Origin of the sequence: Abyssibacter profundi (assembly GCF_003151135.1) — a bacterium.
Taxonomy (GTDB): Bacteria; Pseudomonadota; Gammaproteobacteria; order Nevskiales; family OUC007; genus Abyssibacter; species Abyssibacter profundi.
In genome coordinates this window covers 33,562-55,511 of record NZ_QEQK01000014.1, presented here as the reverse complement: position 1 = coordinate 55,511, position 21,950 = coordinate 33,562, and the positions used below count along the sequence as shown (strand labels likewise).

16 protein-coding genes are annotated in these 21,950 nt (G+C 62.8%); 9 read left to right on the top strand and 7 right to left on the bottom strand.

Features of this window, described 5'->3' with window-relative positions:
* The 4 genes from DEH80_RS14360 to DEH80_RS14345 form a co-directional block, all read right to left on the bottom strand.
* Entirely contained in the window at positions 1–1,365 is a 1,365-nt protein-coding gene (locus DEH80_RS14360; protein ID WP_207774622.1) for a MotA/TolQ/ExbB proton channel family protein, read from the bottom strand.
* Positions 1,362–2,153 carry a DUF3450 domain-containing protein gene (locus tag DEH80_RS14355; RefSeq protein ID WP_133249257.1) on the bottom strand — a complete coding sequence of 264 codons (792 nt, stop codon included), beginning with the start codon at positions 2,151–2,153 and terminating at the stop codon, positions 1,362–1,364. The genes DEH80_RS14360 and DEH80_RS14355 overlap by 4 nt, the downstream gene beginning before the upstream one ends.
* A 274-nt stretch (positions 2,154–2,427) precedes the next feature.
* Positions 2,428–3,870 (bottom strand): beta-helix domain-containing protein, encoded by a 1,443-nt coding sequence (locus DEH80_RS14350; protein WP_109721201.1) that lies wholly within the window; start codon positions 3,868–3,870, stop codon positions 2,428–2,430.
* A gap of 65 nt (positions 3,871–3,935) precedes the next feature.
* Positions 3,936–6,968: a TonB-dependent receptor gene (locus tag DEH80_RS14345; RefSeq protein ID WP_165831484.1), complete on the bottom strand. Its 3,033-nt coding sequence runs from the start codon at positions 6,966–6,968 to the stop codon at positions 3,936–3,938.
* Between the two features lie 410 nt (positions 6,969–7,378).
* Between DEH80_RS14345 and DEH80_RS14340 the strand changes: the two genes are divergently transcribed.
* The 6 genes from DEH80_RS14340 (at position 7,379) to DEH80_RS14315 (ending at position 13,790) form a co-directional block, all read left to right on the top strand.
* Positions 7,379–8,167: a DUF1295 domain-containing protein gene (locus DEH80_RS14340; RefSeq protein ID WP_207774621.1), complete on the top strand. Its 789-nt coding sequence runs from the start codon at positions 7,379–7,381 to the stop codon at positions 8,165–8,167.
* Between the two features lie 2 nt (positions 8,168–8,169).
* Positions 8,170–9,270 (top strand): SAM-dependent methyltransferase, encoded by a 1,101-nt coding sequence (locus DEH80_RS14335; RefSeq protein WP_109721199.1) that lies wholly within the window; start codon positions 8,170–8,172, stop codon positions 9,268–9,270.
* Positions 9,270–10,055, top strand: coding sequence for a hypothetical protein (locus DEH80_RS14330; protein WP_109721198.1), 786 nt, complete (start codon positions 9,270–9,272; stop codon positions 10,053–10,055). Before DEH80_RS14335 ends, DEH80_RS14330 begins: the two co-directional genes overlap by 1 nt.
* Before the next feature lie 54 nt (positions 10,056–10,109).
* Positions 10,110–11,705: an amidase family protein gene (locus tag DEH80_RS14325; protein WP_109721197.1), complete on the top strand. Its 1,596-nt coding sequence runs from the start codon at positions 10,110–10,112 to the stop codon at positions 11,703–11,705.
* A gap of 70 nt (positions 11,706–11,775) precedes the next feature.
* Positions 11,776–13,251, top strand: a complete 1,476-nt coding sequence (locus DEH80_RS14320; protein ID WP_165831483.1) for a lysyl oxidase family protein — start codon at positions 11,776–11,778, stop codon at positions 13,249–13,251.
* 134 nt (positions 13,252–13,385) lie between these two features.
* Entirely contained in the window at positions 13,386–13,790 is a 405-nt protein-coding gene (locus DEH80_RS14315) for a hypothetical protein (RefSeq protein WP_133249256.1), read from the top strand.
* A 104-nt stretch (positions 13,791–13,894) separates the two neighbouring features.
* Here DEH80_RS14315 and DEH80_RS14310 read toward each other — a convergent pair whose 3' ends face one another.
* The 3 genes from DEH80_RS14310 to DEH80_RS14300 form a co-directional block, all read right to left on the bottom strand.
* Positions 13,895–14,935, bottom strand: coding sequence for a hypothetical protein (locus tag DEH80_RS14310; protein WP_109721194.1), 1,041 nt, complete (start codon positions 14,933–14,935; stop codon positions 13,895–13,897).
* A 78-nt stretch (positions 14,936–15,013) separates the two neighbouring features.
* Positions 15,014–16,117: a fatty acid desaturase family protein gene (locus DEH80_RS14305; RefSeq protein WP_109721193.1), complete on the bottom strand. Its 1,104-nt coding sequence runs from the start codon at positions 16,115–16,117 to the stop codon at positions 15,014–15,016.
* A 56-nt stretch (positions 16,118–16,173) separates the two neighbouring features.
* Positions 16,174–17,307 (bottom strand): ferredoxin reductase, encoded by a 1,134-nt coding sequence (locus DEH80_RS14300; RefSeq protein WP_109721192.1) that lies wholly within the window; start codon positions 17,305–17,307, stop codon positions 16,174–16,176.
* A gap of 172 nt (positions 17,308–17,479) precedes the next feature.
* On the opposite strand from DEH80_RS14300, the gene DEH80_RS14295 reads away from it, so the two are divergent.
* From DEH80_RS14295 to DEH80_RS14285, 3 genes are all read left to right on the top strand, one after another.
* Positions 17,480–18,139 carry a TetR family transcriptional regulator gene (locus DEH80_RS14295; RefSeq protein ID WP_207774619.1) on the top strand — a complete coding sequence of 220 codons (660 nt, stop codon included), beginning with the start codon at positions 17,480–17,482 and terminating at the stop codon, positions 18,137–18,139.
* A 22-nt stretch (positions 18,140–18,161) separates the two neighbouring features.
* Positions 18,162–19,340 (top strand): esterase/lipase family protein, encoded by a 1,179-nt coding sequence (locus tag DEH80_RS14290; RefSeq protein ID WP_109721191.1) that lies wholly within the window; start codon positions 18,162–18,164, stop codon positions 19,338–19,340.
* A 608-nt stretch (positions 19,341–19,948) separates the two neighbouring features.
* Complete coding sequence (locus DEH80_RS14285) at positions 19,949–21,931, top strand: DUF1302 domain-containing protein (protein WP_165831482.1); 1,983 nt, start codon at positions 19,949–19,951, stop codon at positions 21,929–21,931.
* Positions 21,932–21,950 lie beyond the last annotated feature (19 nt).

Sequence of the window (21,950 nt, the reverse complement as noted above, 5' to 3'; positions counted from 1 at the left end):
CTATCGTCCCGCGCGTTCGGCAACAATGCCGGCGCTCTGCTCTTCCAGTACGTGCAGAATCCGCTTGGCACGCGCGAACAACATCGAGTGGGCGAGCATCATCGGAATCGCCACGATCAGGCCCAGTACCGTGGTGACCAGCGCACTGGAAATACCGCCGGCCATGGCCTTGGGATCACCGGCGCCATAAATCGTGATGGCCTGGAACACGATGATCATGCCGGTCACGGTGCCGAGCAGCCCCATGAGCGGCGCGACCATGGAGATGATCTTGATCAGCGGCAGCCCGCGATGAATGGCCGGGCGCTCTTTGATGATCGCCTCGCCCAGCTTCAGCTCCAGGGTCTCGACGTCATCATTGGCATGGGTCTGCCCGACCTGAATGATGCGACCCAGCGGATTGCTGTCCGACACCTCATCGGACTTCTGCTGGCGGCCTACCTTGGCCGACAAGGCCATCAGGGCCAGCAGACGCCACAGGGCCACCGCCAGGCCGAAGAGACCAACGCCGGTAATCACGTAGCCCACGATCTTGCCCTGATGCCAGCGTTCGACCAGCGTCGGGGAGTTGATCAGCGCCTTCAGATAGCCTCCGCCGGCGGCACCGGTCGGATCGATGCCCACCGGCGTGTAGCCGGACTCGGCAGCCTGCAGCTTCTGCGCGCCACCGGTGTAGGCCTCGGGCTGTCTCGGCAGCACAGAAACGGTTTGCGTGCCCTCGTCCCAGGCCAGGTAATCCCCGTTTGAAACCAGGTTGAACAGGCCGACACGCACGACCTCGCGGTTGTCCTGCGTCCCGACACGGGCCGGGTAGGCCGCCACCGCGCCAGATTCCGTCATCTCACGGTGCAGTTCGAACCACAGTCGCTCAATCTCCTCGACGGTGGGCAGGTCGGTGTCATCGTTCATCTTGGCGATGAGCGCATCCAGAAACGCCTGGCGGCCATCGAACTGGCTGCTGGTGATGGAGTTCCGCAACCGCACCCGCAAATCGCCGGCGGCGCCGGTCAGGTGCCCGAATAGCTCCTTGAGTGAACCCAGACGCTCATCACGCTGGATTCGCTTTTCTTCCACTTTCAGTTCATTGGCGTTAAAGCGCTTCTCCAGTTCGGCGGAGCGACGTTCCAACGCGGCAATGGCCTGCTCCTGCTCGCGAATCAGCCGGTCCTGCTCGGCCTCCTCGGCCAGGAACTGCTGCTCGCGCTTGCGGTTCTCCTCACGTGCCTGGGCACGCCCCTGCTTCACTTCCTGGAGCAGCTCGCGCATGGACAGTTCGTCACTCTGCGCCATGGCAGCCGGACTACAGGCCAGCACGGCAACAGACAGCAATGCCGCAACACCGCGGCGATTCATCGGGCGGCTCATTCTTCGGTCTCCGCGGCAGTCGGAGCGGGGATGGGCAGGGTCACCATGTCGATGGAGGCCTGCTTTTTGGACATCTTGATGCCCTGGCGCACGCTGTTGCGGTAGGTGCCCGCGTCCAGCTCCTGCCAGGCTTTCTCATCGTGGTTCCAGACCACGGTGGTCGCGGCATCGCGGGTCTGGGCCACCAGTGCCACACGCCCCACGCGCAGAACGTCGACTTCACGCTCTTCACCGTTGATGTCGATGATGTCCTGGTAGGTGTCGATCTTGCGGCCGTAGTCGTTCTCGATCTGATAGGCCTCCAGCACCTGGCGGAATTTCTCGGCCACGTTCAGATCGGGCTTGCTGACGCTGTCCTGCACGAAATTGATGCGTTCAAGGCGCTCAGTCTCGTGGAAGGGCAGATCCAGCTCGACGAAGTCCGTTAAGGCCTCCGTCATGCGGGTAATCAGTGGCAGCATCTGGCGCTCGATCTGCGCCACCTGATCGATGGACGTGTCGAAGCGCCGGATCAGCGCCTCCTGCCCCTCAATCTGGGTCGACAGCTGCTTGTTGTACTGCTCGAGGCCCTCGCGCTGCTTCAGCAAAGCGCGGTAGGTGATGAGCTTCTCCTGCTTGGCGTCGACAATGCTGTCGATCTTCTCCTGCGACTGACGGCCCTCGGCCGCTTTGGCCTTGCCCTGATCGACCACCTGGTCGAGGGTCTGGGCGGCCAGTGGTGCGGCAGCAGTCAGGCCGAGCACGAACGCGGCGATCACCGGCCGGCCCATGCGTGGGGAGTGTGTCATGACGTGATCCTCGTGCGTCAGGTTGCGGGCGCATGGCCCATGCGTCTGCTCCGGCTCATGCCGGATGGCATCAAGCCCGGCCGAACGGGCTTCTCGCACCAGGGAAACGGTGCGATCCGAAGACTGGGTGGCGAAGGGTGCCGCCAGAATGTGACGGTACGATGACGCCGACCCGAGTCCCGACGGCAGAAACGACGAAGCGGCAGTCGAGACTGCCGCTTCGTCTATCGGTCACCGCACCCGTCCGATTGGCGAATGCGGCTGGCGCGGGACCTTAAAGCGTCCCGTCCAGGGTCCAGCCTTCCCACCAAGCGGTGGCGGCATCCGGATCAACCGCACCGATGTAATCGGTCTGGTCGAGGAAGCTCGGGATGGCCGTGCTGTTGCTGTTGCCGGCGTTGTAGGCCGCGTAGTCCGTCGGGGTGACGTTGTTCGCAGCAGCCAACGTGGCGGCGTAACGGGCGTTCAGCGCCGGGTCATCCGTGCTCACCGGAGCGGTCTGGATGTTGTTCGTCTGGGCGTTGGCGTCGGTCTCGAACGTCGCGGCGTCACAGATGAACTGGTTGATGTCCAGTGCCGGCGGGTTGGCCGTGGCGTTCTGCTGGGCAGCCATGCCTTCAACTTCGATGCAGACGTCAGGAGTGCCCGGCGTTGCGTCGACGTCGATGATCGTGTGGTGGAAGAAGCCACCGGTGCCGGCCTTCAGGCGAAAACCGGCATCTTCCGGGTCACCGTCACAGACGAAGGTGGCGTTGGCGATGGTCGGGATCGACAGCGGGGAAGCCGCGCCTTCGGTATCGGCCTCGACGCAGTAGTCACCCTCGTCCGCAGCCTGCACGGCCAGCAGATACTGGATGTTGCCGACATAGCCTTCATCCCAGTCCAGCGACTCGTCACCATTGTCCGTCAGCACGACGTACTTGGCGTTGACGCTGCCACCGTAGAACTCGACGCCATCGTCGAAGTTGCCATGGACCTGAATGTACTCGACCGTGGTGCCAGAGCCGACGCCGACAAAGGAGATGCCGTTAATCTCGTTACCGACGGCGAACTCGTAGCCACCCTCAGCGACGATGACATAGCGCAGCGTGCCGCTGTCGTCGTCCGGGGTGAATCCACCGGCGAAGCCAGACTCACCTTCGGAGTCGACGTTACAGGCCGCACCCGCGGTGCAGGTGTTGTGGTTGCCATAACCCTGCAGGATCAGCCCCCCCCATTCCTGGTTGCCGTCGAAACCATCATCCTCGGAAGACATGATGATCGGAGCCGATGCCGTGCCGTTGGCTTCGATCTTGGAGCCGCGGGTGATCACGATGTTGGAGAAGCCCGGCGCGGCCACAATTTGCGTACCCGCTTCGATCGTCAACGTCGCATCGATAACGGCGGCGCCGTTAGCCAACGTGCCTTCGGTGGTGGACATTTCCAGGTTGCCGTTGCCCACGGTCACACGGCCATCGATACGCCACAGCGTGTCAGCCGTCAGCGTGGTATCCGCGGTGATGGTGGACGGCAACTGGCAGACATTGGTGCCGTCGGCCAGCTGCGGGCGCGCAGAGGCAAAGGAAGGGCAGGTCGAAGGACCCCCAACCGTGCCGCCACCACCGTTACTGGTGCCGCCTTCCACAACAATCGAGGTTTCATCGCCTTCGGTGCAACCGTGCAAGCCCACAGCGGCTGCGGCGACGGTGCTCACCAGCAATAGTTTCGAGAACTTCATAACAACTCCGTCAGTTTCTTTGAGTCACTAGGGGCGTCACACGGGGTGACAAATCGTGCACTCGGTTAAAAATTCCAATCGATGCCTGCTTCAAGCGTCACGCCCTGCTTGTACTCCTGGAACACTTGCCCGCCTTGCGTAAACTCGACGGTTTCGTCCAGAAGGTTTCCTGCCTTGGCCTTGAAGACCAGGGATTCGGTGAGGAAGGCCTTGTAGTTCAGATCGAGATCGAGGCGCGGCTCTTCCACGACGTCTGGCAAGTCGGTCAGGCCGACATCGACGATGGTCTCGCCAGACTGGTTAATCAGTAGGGTCACTTCCTGGCGGATGTCACCGGCGTAGTCATCCAGGCCAACGGCCAGGTTGAAGGTGTAATCGGGCTGGCCCTGGAGCTTGCGTGTCTCGCCGCCGTCCAGTTCGATTTCCGACTCGATCAGGCTGGCATTCAGCGCGACGAAGATGGAGCGGGAGCCGGCCGTGTTCAGATCAAAGTCCCGGCGACCATCGAACTCGATGCCGTAAATGTCCGCCTGGTTGCCGTTCTGGAAGGTCCGCGAGTTGCCAGCCGTGCCGGAAGCCAGCTGCAGCACGCGTTCGATGGGGTCATCGATGGCCTTGTAGAAGGCGGCGACGCTCAGGCTCTCGTCCCCGTCGCCGTACATCTCCCAGCGCAGGTCGAGGTTGGTGATCTCGGACACCTTCAGGTTCGGATTACCGCGGACACGGAAGTTGAACTGGTTGTCGTAGAAGGTGGCGTTCGAGGTTTCCTTGAAGTCGGGCCGCGAGACCGTGCGGCTGGCCGCAAAGCGCAGCTGCTGGTCAGCGCCCAGCTCCCAGTTCAAAGCCAGGCTGGGCAGCAGCACGTCGTCATCGATCAAGGACCGCACCGGAGCGCCATCACCCTGAATCGAGAAGGTCTCTGTGGTCTGCTCGTAGGCCTCGTAGCGCAGGCCGAAGATCACCTGGTAGACACTGGCGAAGCGCTGTGAGAACGACCCGTAAACACTGTTGAGGTCCATCTCGGCTTCGTAGCTGTCACTGGGCAGCGTGCGGTCGGCGAAAGCCAGGCCCGTGCTTTGATCACCGGTAATGTTGTCCAGCGTAATGACGTCGCTGACCAGCAGGTTCGGTGCATTCTGGTCGTACTGCGACTCGTTACCAATGTAGCCGTAGGCCTGAGAATCCGAATCACGCTCGCGGTGGATCAGCTTGATGCCGGTCTCGAACGTGGCATCGCCCAGGGCGTTGGAGAACAGGTATTCCCAATCCGTGGACGCGTCCAGGTTGTCGTCGGACAAGTCGTCGTATCGACGGACCAGCTCCGGCACGATCAGATCGAACACGCCGTCGTTGCCTTCCAGGTCAAAGCGGACCTCGCGGCGATCCGGCGCATAGCGGCGGGCGTTGCTGCCGGTGATCTGCCAGCTGGCCACCAGACCACCGCCCTGACCCAACACATGCTCACCCGAGAACTGCTGCGACAGGAACTGGCGCTCTTCCCAGTCAATGGAGTAGCGGTAGGTCTCGGAGCCGGAGTCACCATCGCGGCCACGGGTCACACGGGTGGCGGCTTCGGTGGAACGCGAGGCCAGCGTCGTGGACTGGTAGCTGCTGTCGCCGGCGTTCATGCCCAGCGAGATCAGCGCGCTGGTGTCCACCGTGTTGGATGCTTCCTCGAAGGTGAAGTCATCGAACACGCCGCCGTCGGTGTTGTAGGTCCGGCGCACACCTTCGGCGCGCTGGCCCCAATCGTTGCGGTAGTTGCCGGCGACGAAGAAGCCCATCTCACGGCCGCCGATGTTGAAGAGATTGCCGTAGTTGGCACCGAGGGAGACCTTCGGGTCGGCCGTGGCCGTGCCCAGATCCATGTCGTTCATCAGCTGAACGGCTGCGATCTGGTTCAGCGCCTGGCGCGTGCCATCGCTGAAGCTGCCTTCACACTCGCTGCAGTTCAGCAGCGCCGAGATCGCCTCGACGCCACCGGGGACATCGCGGGAACCATCGTCGAAGCCGAAGGCATCGTAGTCACCACTGATCGGGTCGAAGGCCACGTCTTCACCCGTCAGGCCATCGGTGTAGCCCAGGCTGAAGGACAGCTTGCCGGCGGCTTCTTCCGGGAAGGTCCGGGTGTTGATGACGAGGTTGCCCCCCGTGCTTTCGCCCGGCATGCCGGCGATGAAGGATTTCTTCACGTCCAGCTGCTTAACAATGTTGCTGGGGAACAAATCCAGCGGCACCTCACGCTTGGTGGGGTCGGTCGACGGCAGCGTCGCGCCGTTCAGCGTCGTCGTGATGTAGCGACCACCCAGGCCACGAATAAACACGAAGCGACTGCTTTGCACGGTCACGCTGGGCACGCGGACCACCGAGGCCGCTACGTCGGAATCACCGAAACGCGCAAGCTGCTCAATGCCAAGGGTTTCGATGACATTGACCGAGAACCGCTCCGACTCGCCGAATGCGGTCGGGTCGAAGGAGCCCAGCACGAGCACCTCTTCGACATCCCCGCCGGCCGTCGTGGTCGCGCCGTACTGGTAGCGGGCCTGCTTGGTCACACCACTGACCACACGGACCTGCTCGCTCTGCGCGCTATCCATGTTCGGGTGGGTGATCTGCAGCTCGTAAACACCGCGCGGCAGCGTCAACGAAAAGTTGCCGCCGGCGTCGGTTTCTGCGGTGGCCCCCAGCTTGGGCACGGTAATTGTCGCACCGCCGAGTGCAGACCCATCAAAGGCCACACGACCCTTGTAAGTGCCCTTGGGAGCCGAGGCGCGGTCACGTGCGGTCTCGGTCGGAAAGTAGCTCTCAACGAAGTGCTGGGGGTCTTCACCGCTTTGCAGCGTGACGGTGATGTCCACCAGCTGGCCGGCGGCCGAGCTGAACTTGAAATCGTGCATGGGCACGCCGCCCAGCAGGATTTCGACCGTGTGAGGCCCGGCATTCAGATCGAAGGTGGCCGACCCACTGGCGTCCAGTCTTGCGGTCTGCTCATCGTCCAGCACGACCTCCAGGCCGGTACCTGCGGCACCATCCTCATAGGCGTGAATGACCAACTCGTTAGCCGCGTGAGCAAAGCCCATGCTCGCGGCCAGAGCCATGGCGACGATTCCTCTTACACCTTGCAGGCTCATCCCGACCCCTTCACTCGTAAGAATTGACACGGCACAACCGCCATACACAACCGGTGGCGGCTGACCGTTTTTGAAATTGGTGCGGCTCGATGACGAGTGGCCTGGATGGCCCCGGATGAACCCGGTCTCGTCGCTCGAGCCATTCGGGGACCGGTGCCGCAAACCCTGCGGCCCTGCTTCCCTCTGACCCCCGACTCGGCGGCAGAGACTAAGAGTGGAATTTGACGGTCGTGTGACAGTGGATGACTGGGCCGGGTCGCAGCGCGTTCACGCCGGGCTGCTTGGTCATGGATTGTTCAAACGCTGCGCGGCTTGCATCCAACTGCCCGCGGCGTTCGAATTCAGGTCTGCGTTGGACAAACAGGAGGCTGCGACGCGTGATCACGACTTATCTCATTGGCTTGGCCGCCATCACGGCCGTGCTCATCGCGACTTGGGTGCTCCAACTCAAGACACGCAATGCGGGGCACGTGGATATCACCTGGTCGTTTTCACTGGGCCTGGCAGCGGTCATCTATGCGCTGCTGGCTGATGGCGAGACCGTGATGCGCCTGCTCGCAGGAGTCTTGGGACTGGTCTGGTCCGCACGCCTTGGCGGCTATCTTTATTTAAGAAATGTGGGCGCACCTGAAGACAGTCGCTACACCGCCCTCCGGGAGAAATGGGGGCAGGCACAAGACCGCAACATGCTGCTGTTCTATCTGTTCCAGGGTGTGATGGCCTGGGTGCTTTCCCTGCCCTTTCTGGTCGTGGCCTATCAGCAAGCAGTGGTCGCGGCGCCCCTACTGGTGCTGGGCGTGGTGATCTGGGCCATCTCGGTGCTGGGCGAGGCGCTGGCCGATTATCAGCTCATGGCCTTTAAGGCTGACCCCGCGAATCGCGGCAAGGTGTGCCGCCAAGGGCTTTGGTACTACTCCCGGCACCCGAATTATTTCTTCGAGTCACTGCACTGGGTGGCGTACATCCCGCTGGCGCTGGGCAGCTCGCTGTGGTGGCTGACCCTGGTCAGCCCGCTGCTCATGGCCTGGCTGCTGCTCAAGGTGTCGGGCGTGCCCGGCGTTGAGACACCGGAGGGCAAGCGCAAACGCGAGGGCTACGACGAGTACGTCCGCACCACCAGTTCCTTTATCCCCTGGCCACCCAAGGCCAGCAAGCACAAGGTTTGAACATGTTGTCACCTATCGAACTCTGCGAACGTGGACTGGTGCCCGACGTGCTGGCCCGTGCCGGCATGCGCCGGCTGATCCAGCAGCGGCTGGACAGCGAGGAAGCGTCGAACCCCGAAGCACGCTCCGAAGCCATCCGCCAGCTGGTCACGGACTGGTCACAAGGCGCAATTGCCGAGGACACCGACGCCGCCAATGCCCAACACTACGAGGTGCCCGCCGAATTCTTCTATCGCTCGCTGGGCCAGCGTTTGAAGTACAGCTGCTGCTACTACCCGCAGGGCAGCGAGACACTGGAGCAGGCCGAGGACGCGATGCTGGCGCTCTACGCCGAGCGGGCTCAGCTGGAAGACGGCATGCGCGTGCTGGACATCGGCTGCGGCTGGGGCTCGCTAACCCTTTGGATGGCGGAACACTTTCCGAACATGGAGATTGTTTCGGTCTCGAATTCGCATGGTCAGCGGCAGTTCATCGAGCACCAGGCGGCCGAGCGCGGCTTCAAGAATATTCACGTCATCACCTGCGACATCAACGCCTTCGACCCCGCCGATCACGATGAGGCCGCCGCCTTCGACCGCGCGCTGTCCATCGAGATGTTCGAGCACATGCGCAACTACCGGGAGCTGCTGCGTCGCATCAGTGGCTGGCTCAAGCCCGAGGGGTTGCTGTTCGTGCATATCTTTGCCCATCCGCATCTGGCCTATCCCTATGAGGACCGGGGAGACAAGGATTGGATGACCCGGTACTTCTTCACCGGCGGGGTCATGCCCTCCCAGCACCTGCTGATGCATTTTCAGGAACACATGCAGATCGCCGACCACTGGTGGGTGGGCGGCCAGCACTACGAAAAGACCTCCAACCAGTGGCTGGAACGCATGGACGCCGAGCGCGACAGCATCATGCCGCTGTTCGAGCGCGCCTATGGCAACGCCCGCGAAGGCCGGATCTGGTTTCAGCGCTGGCGCATGTTTTACATGGCCGTGGCGGAGTTTTTCGGCTACCGCGATGGCCGGGAATGGGGCGTGGGGCATTATTTGTTTCGCCCCCGGGCCGTCGCCCAGCCGGCCACCGGCGATGCGGCGGCTGACGCCCAGGCCGCGTAATGGGGCGCCTGTTGCCGGTGCTGGCGGCGGCCCTGCTGGCTGCCGTGACGGGGCCCGTCCCGGCGGCGGAGCAGCAGTTCTTTGGCTATGGGTACACGCTGGAGGGCGACAGGTTCCGCTACATCGAACATCACCGGCAAGTCGTCAACGACGCCGGTGCCATCACCGAATGGCGCGTGGATTTCTGGGATGCCGATGGCAACCGAATCGCCGAAAAGCAGTTCCACATCGGTGAAAATCCTGCGGTGCCGGGCTATGACTTTCACATGATCCGCACCGGCTACCGCGAGGGAATACGCGATATCGGCGGCGAATCGATCACCCTGTACCGGCAAAAGGCGGATGAAGCCACCGCGTCGACCACGGATATCAAGCCCCGAACGCAGGCCTGCGCGGACTCCGGCTTCGATTATTTCGTCCGCGAGCACTGGGACGCGCTTGTTGCCGGCGACCGGATCAAGTTCCAGTTCATCGCCGCCGGCCGCCTCGACGCCTACAAGTTCAAGGCCGAACGGGTCGGTGAATCCAGCTTCGAGGGCCGCCCCACCCTCCAGATTAAGGTGGCGCTGGACTCGCTGCTGGGCGTGTTCGTCGACCCGCTCATTGTCGAATACGACCGGGAGACGCGACAGCTCAAGCAGTATCGCGGCATTGGCAACATGCAGCAGGCCGACGGCAAGGTTTATCCGGTCCGGGTGAGTTATCACCGCCAACCCCCGGCAGAAGCCAGAGCCGCGGTTGACGCCGCCCAGGCGGCCCAGGCGGCTGAACCCAGCCCCGACTAGCCACTGGCATGGGGCTTGCGAGCCGGGCGTGGTCATTCTCCGCCATGCCTGCTGATGCCATCACGCCCGATTTGCCTGTGCTTGCCCCTTTGCTCGCTGCTGCTCGCGGCCTGCGGCCCCTCCTCTCCGACCGGCGAATCCGGCACCGTCAGCGAGCCCGTCCCGTTTGAACTGCTCGAAGCCCGCATTGAAGACATTCAGGCGGCCTGGCGGGGTGAACAGGTAGATGCAGACGGCGAGCCGCTACGCTGCGTCGAACTGGCAGAGCGCTATTTGCAGCGTATCGAGACCCTGGACAATCACGTGGACACCGGGCTGCCCATCAACAGCATGGTCAGTCTCAACCCGCAGTGGCAGGCCCAGGCTGAAGCGCTGGATCATGCCTATGCAGCGACCGGCCCTGTTGGTCCCTTGCACTGTGTCCCGGTCATCCTCAAGGATTTGTACGACACTGACGACTTTCCCACCACCGCGTCATCACTGGCGCTGGCAGGCTCCCAACCACCAGATGACGCCTTCACGGTGGCACGCCTTCGCGCCGCCGGCGCCCTGATCCTGGGCAAGGCCGGCATGAGCGAATACGCCTACTGGACGCAGAGCTTTAACAGCGTCAGCCAGCGCATCGGCCTGCCCTATGACACCAGCCTGGATGCTGGTGGCTCCAGCGGCGGAACGGCTGCCGCGATTGCAGCCAACTTCGGCGCAATCGGCACCGGATCAGATACCTGCGCGTCGATCCGCCTGCCACCGGCCAACAACAGCCTGGTCGGCGTACGGTCCACCGTAGGGCTGGTGTCGCAGGATGGTCTGGTCCCGCTGTCGCACACCATGGATGTGGGCGGCCCGATTACACGCAGCGTGCGCGACGCCGCTCTGATGCTCGATGCGATGGCCGGGGCTGACCCTGCCGATCCGCGCACCCAGGTGCCCGATCGCTATCAGCCTGCGAGTTATGTCGATGCGCTGGATGCCCAAGGGCTGGCGGGCCGGCGCATTGGTGTGCTGCGCAGCTATGGGGGCACCGATGCATTTGGTGACGACGCCGACATCAACGCCGTGATGGACCAGGCACTCGCCGATCTTGCCGCTCTCGGTGCGGAGATCGTTGATCCCGTCGAATTGCCCGACTTTGTCGACATTTCCAAGACGCTCATCGTGCAGGAGTTTGCCGACCACCTGGACGAATATCTCGCCAGTTTCGATGCCCCGCGCGCGAACACCGAGGAGGTGTTTGCCAGCGGCCTCGTCCATCCCTTCATCGAGGCGCTGGTCGGTGCCAGCCTGCTGCTGCGCGACACCAGTTCAACGCGCTACCAGGACCTGCTGGCCCAGCGCGAAGCCGTGCGCGAGTACGTCGAGGGCCAGCTCGACAGCCTGGGCCTGGATGCCCTGGTCTACCCACCGGTTCAGAATGCGGCCCAGCCCACCGGCCAGGCCCAAACCGACAACTGCGCGTTTGGCAGCACCACGGCCATGCCGTCCATCGTGGTGCCGGCCGGCTTCACAGGCGACACGCCAGCCCGCCCGGTCGGCATTGAATTCTTCGGCCGACGCTGGGATGAATCGACCCTGTTCACCCTGGCCTACGCCTACGAGCAAGCCACGTTGCACCGCCGGCGCCCTGCATTGCCGGGCGACCCGCCCCCCTGAAGGCAGTCGCTGGCACACCCGTTGCAGCGTGGGATCAGGCCACCATCCAGCCTGTTCAGGGAGTGAACTGATGCGACCCAGCCGACTCGGGCTCAGCCTGACCCCTTTGCTGCTCTGCTACGCCTGCTCGGGCGGCCCGCAGGCCGATACCACGGACGAGACCGGCGTCCCGCCCGCGGCCACGCTGGATGCGGTGCTGGATATCGACGAAGCCTGGTTTTGGGAGGGCGAAACACTAAACGGCCAGGTGCCCAGCCTGTCGCTATGCGACACGTATCTGGCCTGTCCCAGCTACCTGCTCGACGTGGCACCCGGCGGCAAGCGCCTGCGTATCGGGCTGGATACGCCCGAGCGAACAGACAGCTTTGGTATCCACGTGTTTGCTCCCGACGGCAGCCTGGCGGGCGAAGATGACAACTTCAACCAGTTCAACTCCGAGGTCCTGATTGACGAACCCACCGCCGGCCTCTGGCGGGTTCAGATCCGGCCCGACAATGCCACCTACGCCAGCTTTCGCATGCGCGCCAAGCTGGAATCGGCGCTGACGGTCAGCCCGGCTTTACCCGCTGATCCCGAACCGCTGCTCCCCAATCTGCGCACGGTGCCCCCCTACGAATTCGGGTTCGTCGCGCCCGCCAATCCACTCAATGGACTGTACCCGCCTGACACCGTCAATCCGCCGCTGTCGGTGGCTGGCATCGAGCCCATCTCCTGTAGTGTCGATGAAGCCGCCCCCGTGGAGATTGGGGGCGCAGGCGCCATACGCTGCCTGCGCTTTACCTCAGGGCCGGTCAATGTGGGCCAGGGTATCTATGACATGCGCTTCGAGCTGCTGGCCGACACCTTGGCCGGAGAAACCGAAATCGCACCGAATGAGCTGCTTTCCCGCACGATTATCGGGCCCAAGACCCAGGTGGTGCATTGGACGGACGGCAGCCAGACCGCCCGACCGGCCGGGACGTACTCCTTTCATCCCATCCACGTCCACTTCCACGACGACTTCATCTTGAAGTTCGAGCTCTACCAAGTGACCGACACCGAATTGGGCGCGCTGGTGGCGGCGGGGCTGGGAACCAAGTCCGGGTTCTGCCCAGCCGACCAGCTATTCGGCAACTGGTACGCCTTCGAGCAGGGCTATGAAACCCCCGGTGGCGACAGCCCGCTGGACAACTGTTTTTCACCCACGGCGGGCACCATCGGCCTGTCGGTGGGCTGGGGCGACGTCTACCGCTGGCAGCGACCCGGCATGTACGTGGAGTTCGACGGCAATCCGAATGGGCGCTACGTGGTGCGCTCCATCGTGGACGAGATGGGTTACGTATTGGAGACCGACGACAGCGACAATGTCTCCTACGCTTACATCGAGGTCCAGGGCGACACCATCGAAATTCTCGAGCGCGGCTGGGGCACCGACCCCTGGGATGACCGCAAGCTGGTCTTCGACCTCACCGGCCCGGTCGGCCGCAGCCCACTCGACCATGAGGCGGTGACCTTCGCCCTGGTCGATAGCGATCGACATGTGCGGCCCGTTAACAGCGTGGACTGATCGTTTACGGCGCCTTCACAGGCCATCGCGATAATGCACGGCCCGACCACTGCCAACCGTAATCCACAGATATGATCTTTGGGCGCCAACGCCAGTGTTCGCCTCAGTTCACGCAAGTTCTGGAGCAATCGCCAATGAACGAGCCCATTAATCTGAGCGCATCAGAGGACCGCAGACACCAGCCGGCGGACGAGTACGTGCAGGTGGCTGCCACAATGATTCTGGCGATTTATCGCGATCTCAATATCTCGGCGACAGGACGGCTGCTGGGAACAACACTGCTGGATGAAATCGGACAGCGCGCCAAGGTCCGCACCGAAGACGTCGCTGCGGCGCTACGCCACCTGATCGACGAGGAATGCCTGGCACCGCACCCCGACGGCGATGACTGGCTGCTGGAATTGACCCCACAGGGGCACCAGGCCATTCATACGCCGAAATTCCCCAAACTGGACCTGAGTCACCCCTGGGCCTCGCTGGTGTCGCGTTACCACCAGCTACAGGCCGGCCGCCGCGCCAAGACACGCCTGAGCAATTAATTAAACGGCACGAACTTCGTTCAAGCGTCCGATAACCGCCCCGTTTTGCGTCAAAACGTCGCGCTGCCGAGGCGCCGTGAGTGCGCGCGTGTTTCCCAAAGCCTTCAGCGGTCGTTCAGCACGGCCGCGGCGGCGTCAGAGCGGTAAAAATCCTCCAGCTGCTGCCGGATAGCCGATTCCAGCAACCCTTTTTTGCGCAGGGCCCGGACGATCTTGGGGAGGAAACGCATGGCATCACGCACCATCATGTCGCGCGTCACACCGATGTCTTCGAGTATCTCGGTCAGCGGTGTCTTGCGATAGGTGTCATAGAACACCTCGATGCCGGATTCGATGAGTTGCTGGTAGAGCGGAGTCTGCCGAAGGTGCTGCCAGTACTCGTAGCCAATGACGAACAATTCTTCGATATCCAGCTGACCGGCAAAATCCCGCACGCTGGCCACCGAGAGATGCTTGTTCTCGTCCCACAAGTCCAGCACCACCTGCCGGAACTCGTCAGATTCGAAGGCATCCAGCAGGTAGCGTTCGCTGGCGTTCAGACTGGTCTGGGTGTTCTTGTTGACGTAGGTCTTGATGCCGTCTTCCAGCGAATTGCCCAGCTCAGGCCGCGCCCGATCGACAAACGCCTTGCCAAATTTCATCGCGGACTTGGCCCCGGGCAACCTGCCGGCCAACTTGGTGCTGGTCGCAACATAGTCGCGCACGCCCGAGTACAGCAGCTCGGTAATCAGATTCGCGAAGATGGGGTTGGAGACGGATTCATGCACCACCGCTTCGCGCAGTTCACGCAGCTCCAGCACCTTGTCCAGCAGCTCCTCGAACTGCTTGTCCGGCATCAGCTGCTCCAGGCGGGTCTTCTCGTGGACCGGATGCTCATAAAGCGCTGTGGCAATGTCGCCCACCAGTGCTGGAATGGCCCCGCCCAGCGTCATGTCTGAGGCATAGCCAATGGCCGTCTGCTGAATGGATCGCAGCGTGACCACATCCTCCAGCTTGAGCTGATCGGCCACGGCCAAGGCGGCATCCAGCCGGCGCCCGACTTCGTCTTCCAGGCCCTCGCTGTCCCATCTGGCAACCAGCCAGGCCACGTGGGCCTCCAGCAATGCCTCGGCCTTGGAGCCGGCAAATGCATCCTTGCTTGTCATGTCGTCCTCAGACCGAATCGCGGTAGCAGAGCGTAGCACCCCGCCGGCCGGCGTCCCGCGACCCCGACCGGCAGGCCATCAGGCGGCCGCCGCGGCAGGCAGGCCGACCAGCCGGTTGGGCAGCGAGAGTCGCGCGATGCGCTTGACCACGGTGCCAAACTGCTTGCGCAGCGGGCCCTTGTTGTACGGGAGGTTGTAGCGCTGACAGATCGCCTGCACCTCGTCGGAGATCTCCGCGTAGCGATGTGCCGGCAAGGTCGGGAACAGATGGTGCTCGATCTGGTGGCTCAGGTTGCCGCTCATGATGTGGAACAACGTCCCGCCGGTCAGATTGGCCGAGCCCAGCAGCTGGCGGTAATACCAATGCCCCGGACGCTCGTCATCCAGCACCTCACGGGAAAACTGGTGCGTACCATCCGGAAAGTGACCGCAGAAAATGATGGTGTAGCTCCATAGATTGCGCGCCAGATTCGCCGTCATATTGCCGGCGAACACCAGTGGCGCGACCGGACCCGCGAGCAGCGGAAACAGCACGTAGTCCTTCAGTGTCTGGCGGCTGGTCTTGCGCCAGATGCCCTTGGCGATGCCCATCACCTCACGCTTATCACGTTTGCCTTTGCGCAGCCGCTCGACCTCCAGGTCATGCAAGGCGACACCGTATTGGAAGAACACGGCGAGCAGAAACGCCCAGAGAGGGTTCAACAGAAAGTAGGGGTGCCAAGCCTTGTCCTCGGACATACGCAGCACGCCATAGCCAATGTCACGGTCCACACCCTGCACATTGGTAAAGGTGTGATGCATGTAGTTGTGGGAATGACGCCACTGGTCCGCCGGGCAGGCGGTGTCCCATTCGAAGTTCGCGCCCGCCAGTTCGGGATCGTTCATCCAGTCGTACTGGCCATGCATGATGTTGTGGCCGATCTCCATGTTGTCCAGGATCTTGGACACGGACAACGCCAGCGTGCCGGCAACCCAAGCCGGGGGGAAGAAGCTCAGGAACAGCAGGCCTCGGCCACCGACCTCCAGACGACGCTGCGCCTTGATGACCTTGCGAATGTAGCGGGCGTCACGTTCACCGAGATCCGCCAGCACGCGGTCACGCAGTGCGTCGAGCTCCTGCCCGAAAGCCTCGAGTTGTTCAGGGGTTAAAACGGGTGCCTGAGATGCAGTTGATTCAGCCATTGGATGCCTCCTTGAGACGTCTAGCGTTCGGGTAATCAGCCGGGGAACGGGCGGGACTAGATGTCCAGCGTCACGGAACCCACGGGCTGTGAAATACAAATTCGGATGTCCTCATCGGACTCCGTGGAAATTTCGCCGGTTTGCAGATTGCGCACGGCGCCGGACTGCTTGCGGCAGGTGCAGGTGCTGCAAATGCCCATGCGGCACCCGTGCTGCGGGCGTAGCCCGGCCGCCTCGGCCTGTTCCAGCAGCGTCGCGCCGCTGTTGTCGATCAATCGCTCGCTGCGCGCAAAACGCACCTCGCCGCTGGCGGCGTCACCGCTGGCCAGCTCGATCGGGGCCAGCGAGAACCGCTCGGTCTGCAGTTGCTCAGCGCAGCCATGCTCGCTGTAGATGGCCTCCACGGCGGCCATTAATCCAGCCGGGCCACATAGCCAGGTGGCGGCCTGGTCGAAGTCAGGCACCAGGCGCTTGAGCTGTGCCGCGGTGCAATGACCGGCATCAGCCCCCTGATCGGCGTGGTCCGGATCGGTGAACACGACATGGACATCGATGTTGGCCTGCGCTTGGTCAATGGCGGCGAGTTCTTCTGCGGCCACCTGATCCTGCGGCCGGCGCAGGTAATGCAAGAAGCTCACACGCCCGGCATAGCCCTCATCCACCAGCGTCCGCAGCATGGAGAGCACCGGCGTGATCCCGCTGCCACCGCTGATCAGCAGAATCCGATCGGGCCGGCATACGGGCAGGTGAAAATCACCCTGCGGCTCGGATAGCGCCAGCGACAGCCCCGGCACGGCGTGCTCGTACAGATAACGCGACACCTGACCCTGCGCGTTCACCTTGATCGTGAACTCCAGCAGGCCACCTTCACGGTGCGCCGACTGCGCCGGCGAGAAGCAGCGCACTCGGCGCACGCCATCGACCTCGACGGCGAGTTGGACGAACTGTCCCGGCTTAAAACCCGACCAGCGGCCGAGTGGCTGCAGGGTGAGCCGAACGCTGTCGCCGGTTGGCCGGTCCACCGCCACCACCCGCGCAGGGATGTGCCCGCTGGAGGTCCGCAAACGCAGCCGCGTATCAAGCGCTTCCGCAACACTGGCGACGGGATGCGGGAACGTCAGCGCCGAGAGCACACGCGCGCCCAGTGCGGCGGGTCGACGAATCAGAGCTTGCGAGGTGCGGTTCGACATAGGAGCGAGACCAGGTGATGTGTACGTGTGTACACACCTTCCACCAGCCGCAACAGCATGTCAACAGTCGTTCACTAATTTTAGTTTATTGTCTTTAATTACAATAATTTGATAACCAATTACGAGTGATCCAGTGCGCGTGAAGTGCGCAAACCGGCGAATGCAGTACACTATGTCAATGAGCACACGGGCCAACAAGTTGTCGCGCGGAACCCGTCGCCTTAGCCGGCGCGGAGATACCCGCAAACTATTGATCGACACCGCACTGAGCATGCTCGATGGCGACAAGAGCTTCGATGGCTTGTCGCTGCGAGAGCTGACGCGCGAAGTGGGCATCGTGCCCACCGGCTTTTATCGCCACTTTCCCGATATGGATGCGCTGGGCTTGGCCCTGGTCGAAGAGTCATTCCGCTCGCTGCGGCAGATTCTTGAGGATGTCCGCAAGGACACGCGCAGCGCCGAACGCCTGGTCTCCAGCGTCGTGCAGTCGCTTTATCGCCACATTGCCGCCAATCGCCCCGGCTTTGCGTTCATCGCCAGCGAGCGCTTTGGTGGCAGCGCCACGGTTCGCAACGCCATTCGTCGCGAGCTGCGACTGGTCCAGACCGAACTGGCCGTCGACCTGGCGCGCCTGCCCTACCTGAAGGAATGGAATACGCCCGACCTGCACATGATCGCCTCGCTCATCGTCAATGCGATGGTCGCGATTGCCGTTGACGTGCTGGATGTCGGCGCCCATGACCAGGAGGGAGAGACGGCCCTCATGAAGCGGGCCGAGCAGCAACTCCGCCTGATTCTGCTAGGCGTCCCGCATTGGAAGAGCCGTCGTTGATCGCGGCACTGGAGAACCGACCATGAAAACCGGACAAACCCTGCGTGGCGCGGCCCGATTGGCATTTGATGCTGTTGACGGCGTTACCCATGTCGTCGAGGACATGTACCGCAACATTGCCGCAGCGTCTCCCCCCATTGGCGAGGCGCCGACGGGCAGCGCGCGGGGCATTGCGGGATTCGTGCACGCGACGATACGCGGCATCAACGGCGTGACGCGGGAGTCGGTGGATCTGGTGCTGGGTCAGCTCGCCGAATCGCTGGATGACATCGCACCTCCTGGCCCCGGTCGCGAGGCGGTGGTCTCGGCACTCAACGGCGTGGTCGGCGACTACCTGCTCAGCAGCGACAATCCGCTGGCGCTGGAGATGCAGTGGCGGCAGTTCGGCTCGCCCTTGCCGATGGACCGTGACGAGCTACGGCTGCGCGTCGACAAGCCCTCGCGCCACCTGCTGATCACGGTCCACGGCCTGTGCATGAACGACCGGCAATGGACCCGAAACGGTCACAATCACGCCGCCTACCAGGCACGCCGGCTGGGTGCGACCCAGGTGGACTTGTTCTACAACACCGGGCGGCATATTTCGCACAACGGCCGCGATCTCGCCAGACAGCTCGAGGCGCTGATCGAAGCGTGGCCGACCAAGGTCAAGTCGATCCGTATTCTTGCTCACAGCATGGGTGGTCTGGTCACGCGTAGTGCGCTGCTCCAGGCCGATGCCATGCGCTGGCCGGACCTCGTCAGCCAGATTGCCTTTCTCGGCACGCCCCATCTCGGCGCGCCGCTGGAGCGCGGTGGCAACTGGGTGGACACACTCGGACGGCTCAGCCCCTACACCGCACCCATTGCGCGCCTGGGCTGGCTGCGCAGCGCCGGCATTACCGACTTACGCCACGGGTTTACCCGCGACAGCGACTGGCAGGGACGGGATCGGTTCGAACGCAGCCAACATCGGCCTGAACTCACCCCGCTACCGGCACATATCAATGCCATCGCGGCCGCCGGAACACTCGGGGCCCGACGCACCCATCTGCTGGGTGATGGGTTGGTGCCGGTCAACAGCGCCCTGGGTCAGACGCAGGATGGCCGCGCGGCCATGGCCTGGGCCGAAACCGGCACGCGCGTCTTCGCCCGCATGAACCATTGGGACCTGCTCGACGACCCCCGCGTCACCACCTTCCTCGACGAACAGCTGAACTAGGTACGGGCAGCCCCCTCTCAAGGAACAATTTCCCATACCCGGAAAATCTCCTCCATCGGCCACTCGCGGGCCTATGAATCATGAACCCGCTGGTACATGATCCGAACAAATCACCGGCCTCCCCCTACGCCAACCGATTCTGCGAGCGGCGGGTTCATCAACGGGGCACAACCTGGCCGGACTAGAGACGTCAGCGTCTGGAGGAGACGATGCATGTTTCAGGCAACTCGCCGGGGCCGATCGCCCTGGGACGATCGAGGCGACGCCGGCCCATCTGCCAGGCGCCGTTCAGCCGGGCGATGATGCGCCGTCAAACGGGCATTGACCCGTATGCAGCGCAGCGGTCGATTGCACTGCACCCCCACCCCATTTGACATGAAAAACAATGCTTTACATCCGCTTAACGCGGACCTGGGTACAAACGCTCTCGTAAAGTACTTCGCCGTACACAAACTGACTAATCAGTCAGAGAGATGCTGCGGCGCACAGCACAACAAGCAGGTCGGCCAGGCCAATGGAGAGACACCCCGCCATTCGCATCAAGCCGCCCAAGACCGTGCGTCGGTCATCACAACAGACTTCAACGACCCAGAAGGGAGACGACCTCAATGAAGATGCATTCACGCAGTTTGCTGCGGCTGGCCGCTGTTGGTGCGGCGACCGTTCCGTTCCATGCATCCGCGGCAACGCTGAATCTCGGCGGCATGGAAGCCCAGATCGACACCACGCTATCCGCAGGCGTGGCGTTTCGTATGCAAGACCCCAATGAAGCCTTGATCGGCATCACGAATGGGGGTACGTCACGCTCCGCCAATGGCGATGACGGCAACTACGGCTACGAAAAAGGCGACCTGGTGTCCGCGGCCGCCAAGATCACGGTCGACATGGACCTGGCCTTTAGCCGCAACTGGGGCATCTTCACGCGTGGCAGCGCGTTTTATAACCCCGAGGCGTCCGATGCCGGCTCCATCGAAGATCGCCTGAACGCCAATGGCGGCGCCGGCGTGTCACGTGCACGGGGCGAGGCCGAACTGGGCGAACGCGGTCACGAACGCCTGGATCACAACGCCGACCTGCTGGATGCCTTTCTTTACGGCAGCTTCTCGCTGGGTCGACAGTACATCACCATGACCTTGGGCAATCAGGTCGTCAGCTGGGGTGAAAGCACCTTCATCCGCAATGGCATCAACATCTTGAACCCCATTGATGTGTCCAAGATCCGGCTGCCAGGCTCCGAGATCAAGGAAGCGCTCACGCCAATCCCGATGCTGTCGCTGCAAACGTCGCTCACCGACAACCTGAGCATGGACGTGGTCTGGCAGTTCGACTGGGAGCAGGTGGAGATCGACCCGCGCGGCAACTTCTTCTCGACCAATGACGTGGCCTCGGATGACGGCCAGCGCATCTTCCTGAGCTACGGCCGCCGCCTGGACAACAATACCCGCCCCCTGACGGGTTTCATGGGTGAGGGTGATGCCCACGCCTGGGTCCCACGTGAAGGCAATCGGGCCCCCGATGACGAAACGTCGCAGGCCGGTATTGCCTTCCGCTACTTCGCGGAGAATCTGAACTCCACCGAGTTCGGCTTCTACTATGTGAACTACCACTCACGCACGCCGAACATCTCGCTGATTCGCGGCGCCCGCGTTCCCAACGACGGTAACCCCACGCCGCGCAATGCCGCCACCAACGTGGCGAACATGCCCGGCGGCCCCTTCGAGGCGCCGCTCTGCTCTACCCCAGGCAGCGACCCGACCAGCTGCCGCGCGTCCTACTTCATCGAATACGACGAGGACATCTCGCTGTGGGGTCTGAGCATGAACACCAACGGGCCGTTCGGCACCGCGGTGCAGGGTGAAATCAGCTATCGACCCAATGCGCCGGTGCAGTACAGCGGTGGCGACCTCGTTCCCGCCGCCCTGACCGACGGAATGTTGCTGGGCACCTACAATCCCGGGGACTACATCCAGGGCTACAACGAGATCGAGACCTGGCAGGTCCAGACCACGATCACCAAGGCTTTCGGCCCCAGCTTCGGCGCCAGCCAGTGGATTGTGCTGGGCGAGGTGGGCTACACGCGACAGGATCTGGACGACAGCCCGTACTCGGCAGCCGGTGCAGCACTGCCGACCTGTGACAACAATCCGATCCTGATCATCGCGATTGCCAATGGCTCCTGCCAGGAAGCCATTGCCGGTGGCGAAGGCTTCCAGACCGAATCGTCATGGGGCTACCGACTGGTGACTCGTCTGGATTACTCCAATGTGTTCGCCTCGGTGAACATGTCGCCGCGACTGGTCTTTTTCCATGACGTAAACGGCATCAGCTCGACGTTTACCGAAGGCAACCAGATCGTCAGCGCCGGCATTGGCTTCAGCTACCTGCAGCGCTGGCAGGCGGACATCGCCTATACGGTGTTCACGGGCGGCGAGACCTATTCCGGCACCGACCCCTATGCACCGGGTGAAACCACCCCCATCGGCACGACAGCCACTGGCGACCCGAACACCCAGTCCGCCAGCTTTGCCACCCGCGCGAATGATTCCGCGGACCGCGACTTCCTCGGCCTGTCCATCAGCTATGCGTTCTAAGCCCGCCTTGTTGATGTCT

Bases quoted from the DNA above. Each gene is read 5' to 3' on its own strand.
- DEH80_RS14360 (WP_207774622.1), bottom strand. From the start codon at position 1,365: ATGAGCCGCCCGATGAATCGCCGCGGTGTTGCGGCATTGCTGTCTGTT.
- DEH80_RS14355 (WP_133249257.1), bottom strand. From the start codon at position 2,153: ATGACACACTCCCCACGCATGGGCCGGCCGGTGATCGCCGCGTTCGTG.
- DEH80_RS14350 (WP_109721201.1), bottom strand. From the start codon at position 3,870: ATGAAGTTCTCGAAACTATTGCTGGTGAGCACCGTCGCCGCAGCCGCT.
- DEH80_RS14345 (WP_165831484.1), bottom strand. From the start codon at position 6,968: ATGGCTCTGGCCGCGAGCATGGGCTTTGCTCACGCGGCTAACGAGTTG.
- DEH80_RS14335 (WP_109721199.1), top strand. From the start codon at position 8,170: ATGTTGTCACCTATCGAACTCTGCGAACGTGGACTGGTGCCCGACGTG.
- DEH80_RS14330 (WP_109721198.1), top strand. From the start codon at position 9,270: ATGGGGCGCCTGTTGCCGGTGCTGGCGGCGGCCCTGCTGGCTGCCGTG.
- DEH80_RS14325 (WP_109721197.1), top strand. From the start codon at position 10,110: ATGCCATCACGCCCGATTTGCCTGTGCTTGCCCCTTTGCTCGCTGCTG.
- DEH80_RS14320 (WP_165831483.1), top strand. From the start codon at position 11,776: ATGCGACCCAGCCGACTCGGGCTCAGCCTGACCCCTTTGCTGCTCTGC.
- DEH80_RS14315 (WP_133249256.1), top strand. From the start codon at position 13,386: ATGAACGAGCCCATTAATCTGAGCGCATCAGAGGACCGCAGACACCAG.
- DEH80_RS14310 (WP_109721194.1), bottom strand. From the start codon at position 14,935: ATGACAAGCAAGGATGCATTTGCCGGCTCCAAGGCCGAGGCATTGCTG.
- DEH80_RS14305 (WP_109721193.1), bottom strand. From the start codon at position 16,117: ATGGCTGAATCAACTGCATCTCAGGCACCCGTTTTAACCCCTGAACAA.
- DEH80_RS14300 (WP_109721192.1), bottom strand. From the start codon at position 17,307: ATGTCGAACCGCACCTCGCAAGCTCTGATTCGTCGACCCGCCGCACTG.
- DEH80_RS14295 (WP_207774619.1), top strand. From the start codon at position 17,480: ATGTCAATGAGCACACGGGCCAACAAGTTGTCGCGCGGAACCCGTCGC.
- DEH80_RS14290 (WP_109721191.1), top strand. From the start codon at position 18,162: ATGAAAACCGGACAAACCCTGCGTGGCGCGGCCCGATTGGCATTTGAT.
- DEH80_RS14285 (WP_165831482.1), top strand. From the start codon at position 19,949: ATGAAGATGCATTCACGCAGTTTGCTGCGGCTGGCCGCTGTTGGTGCG.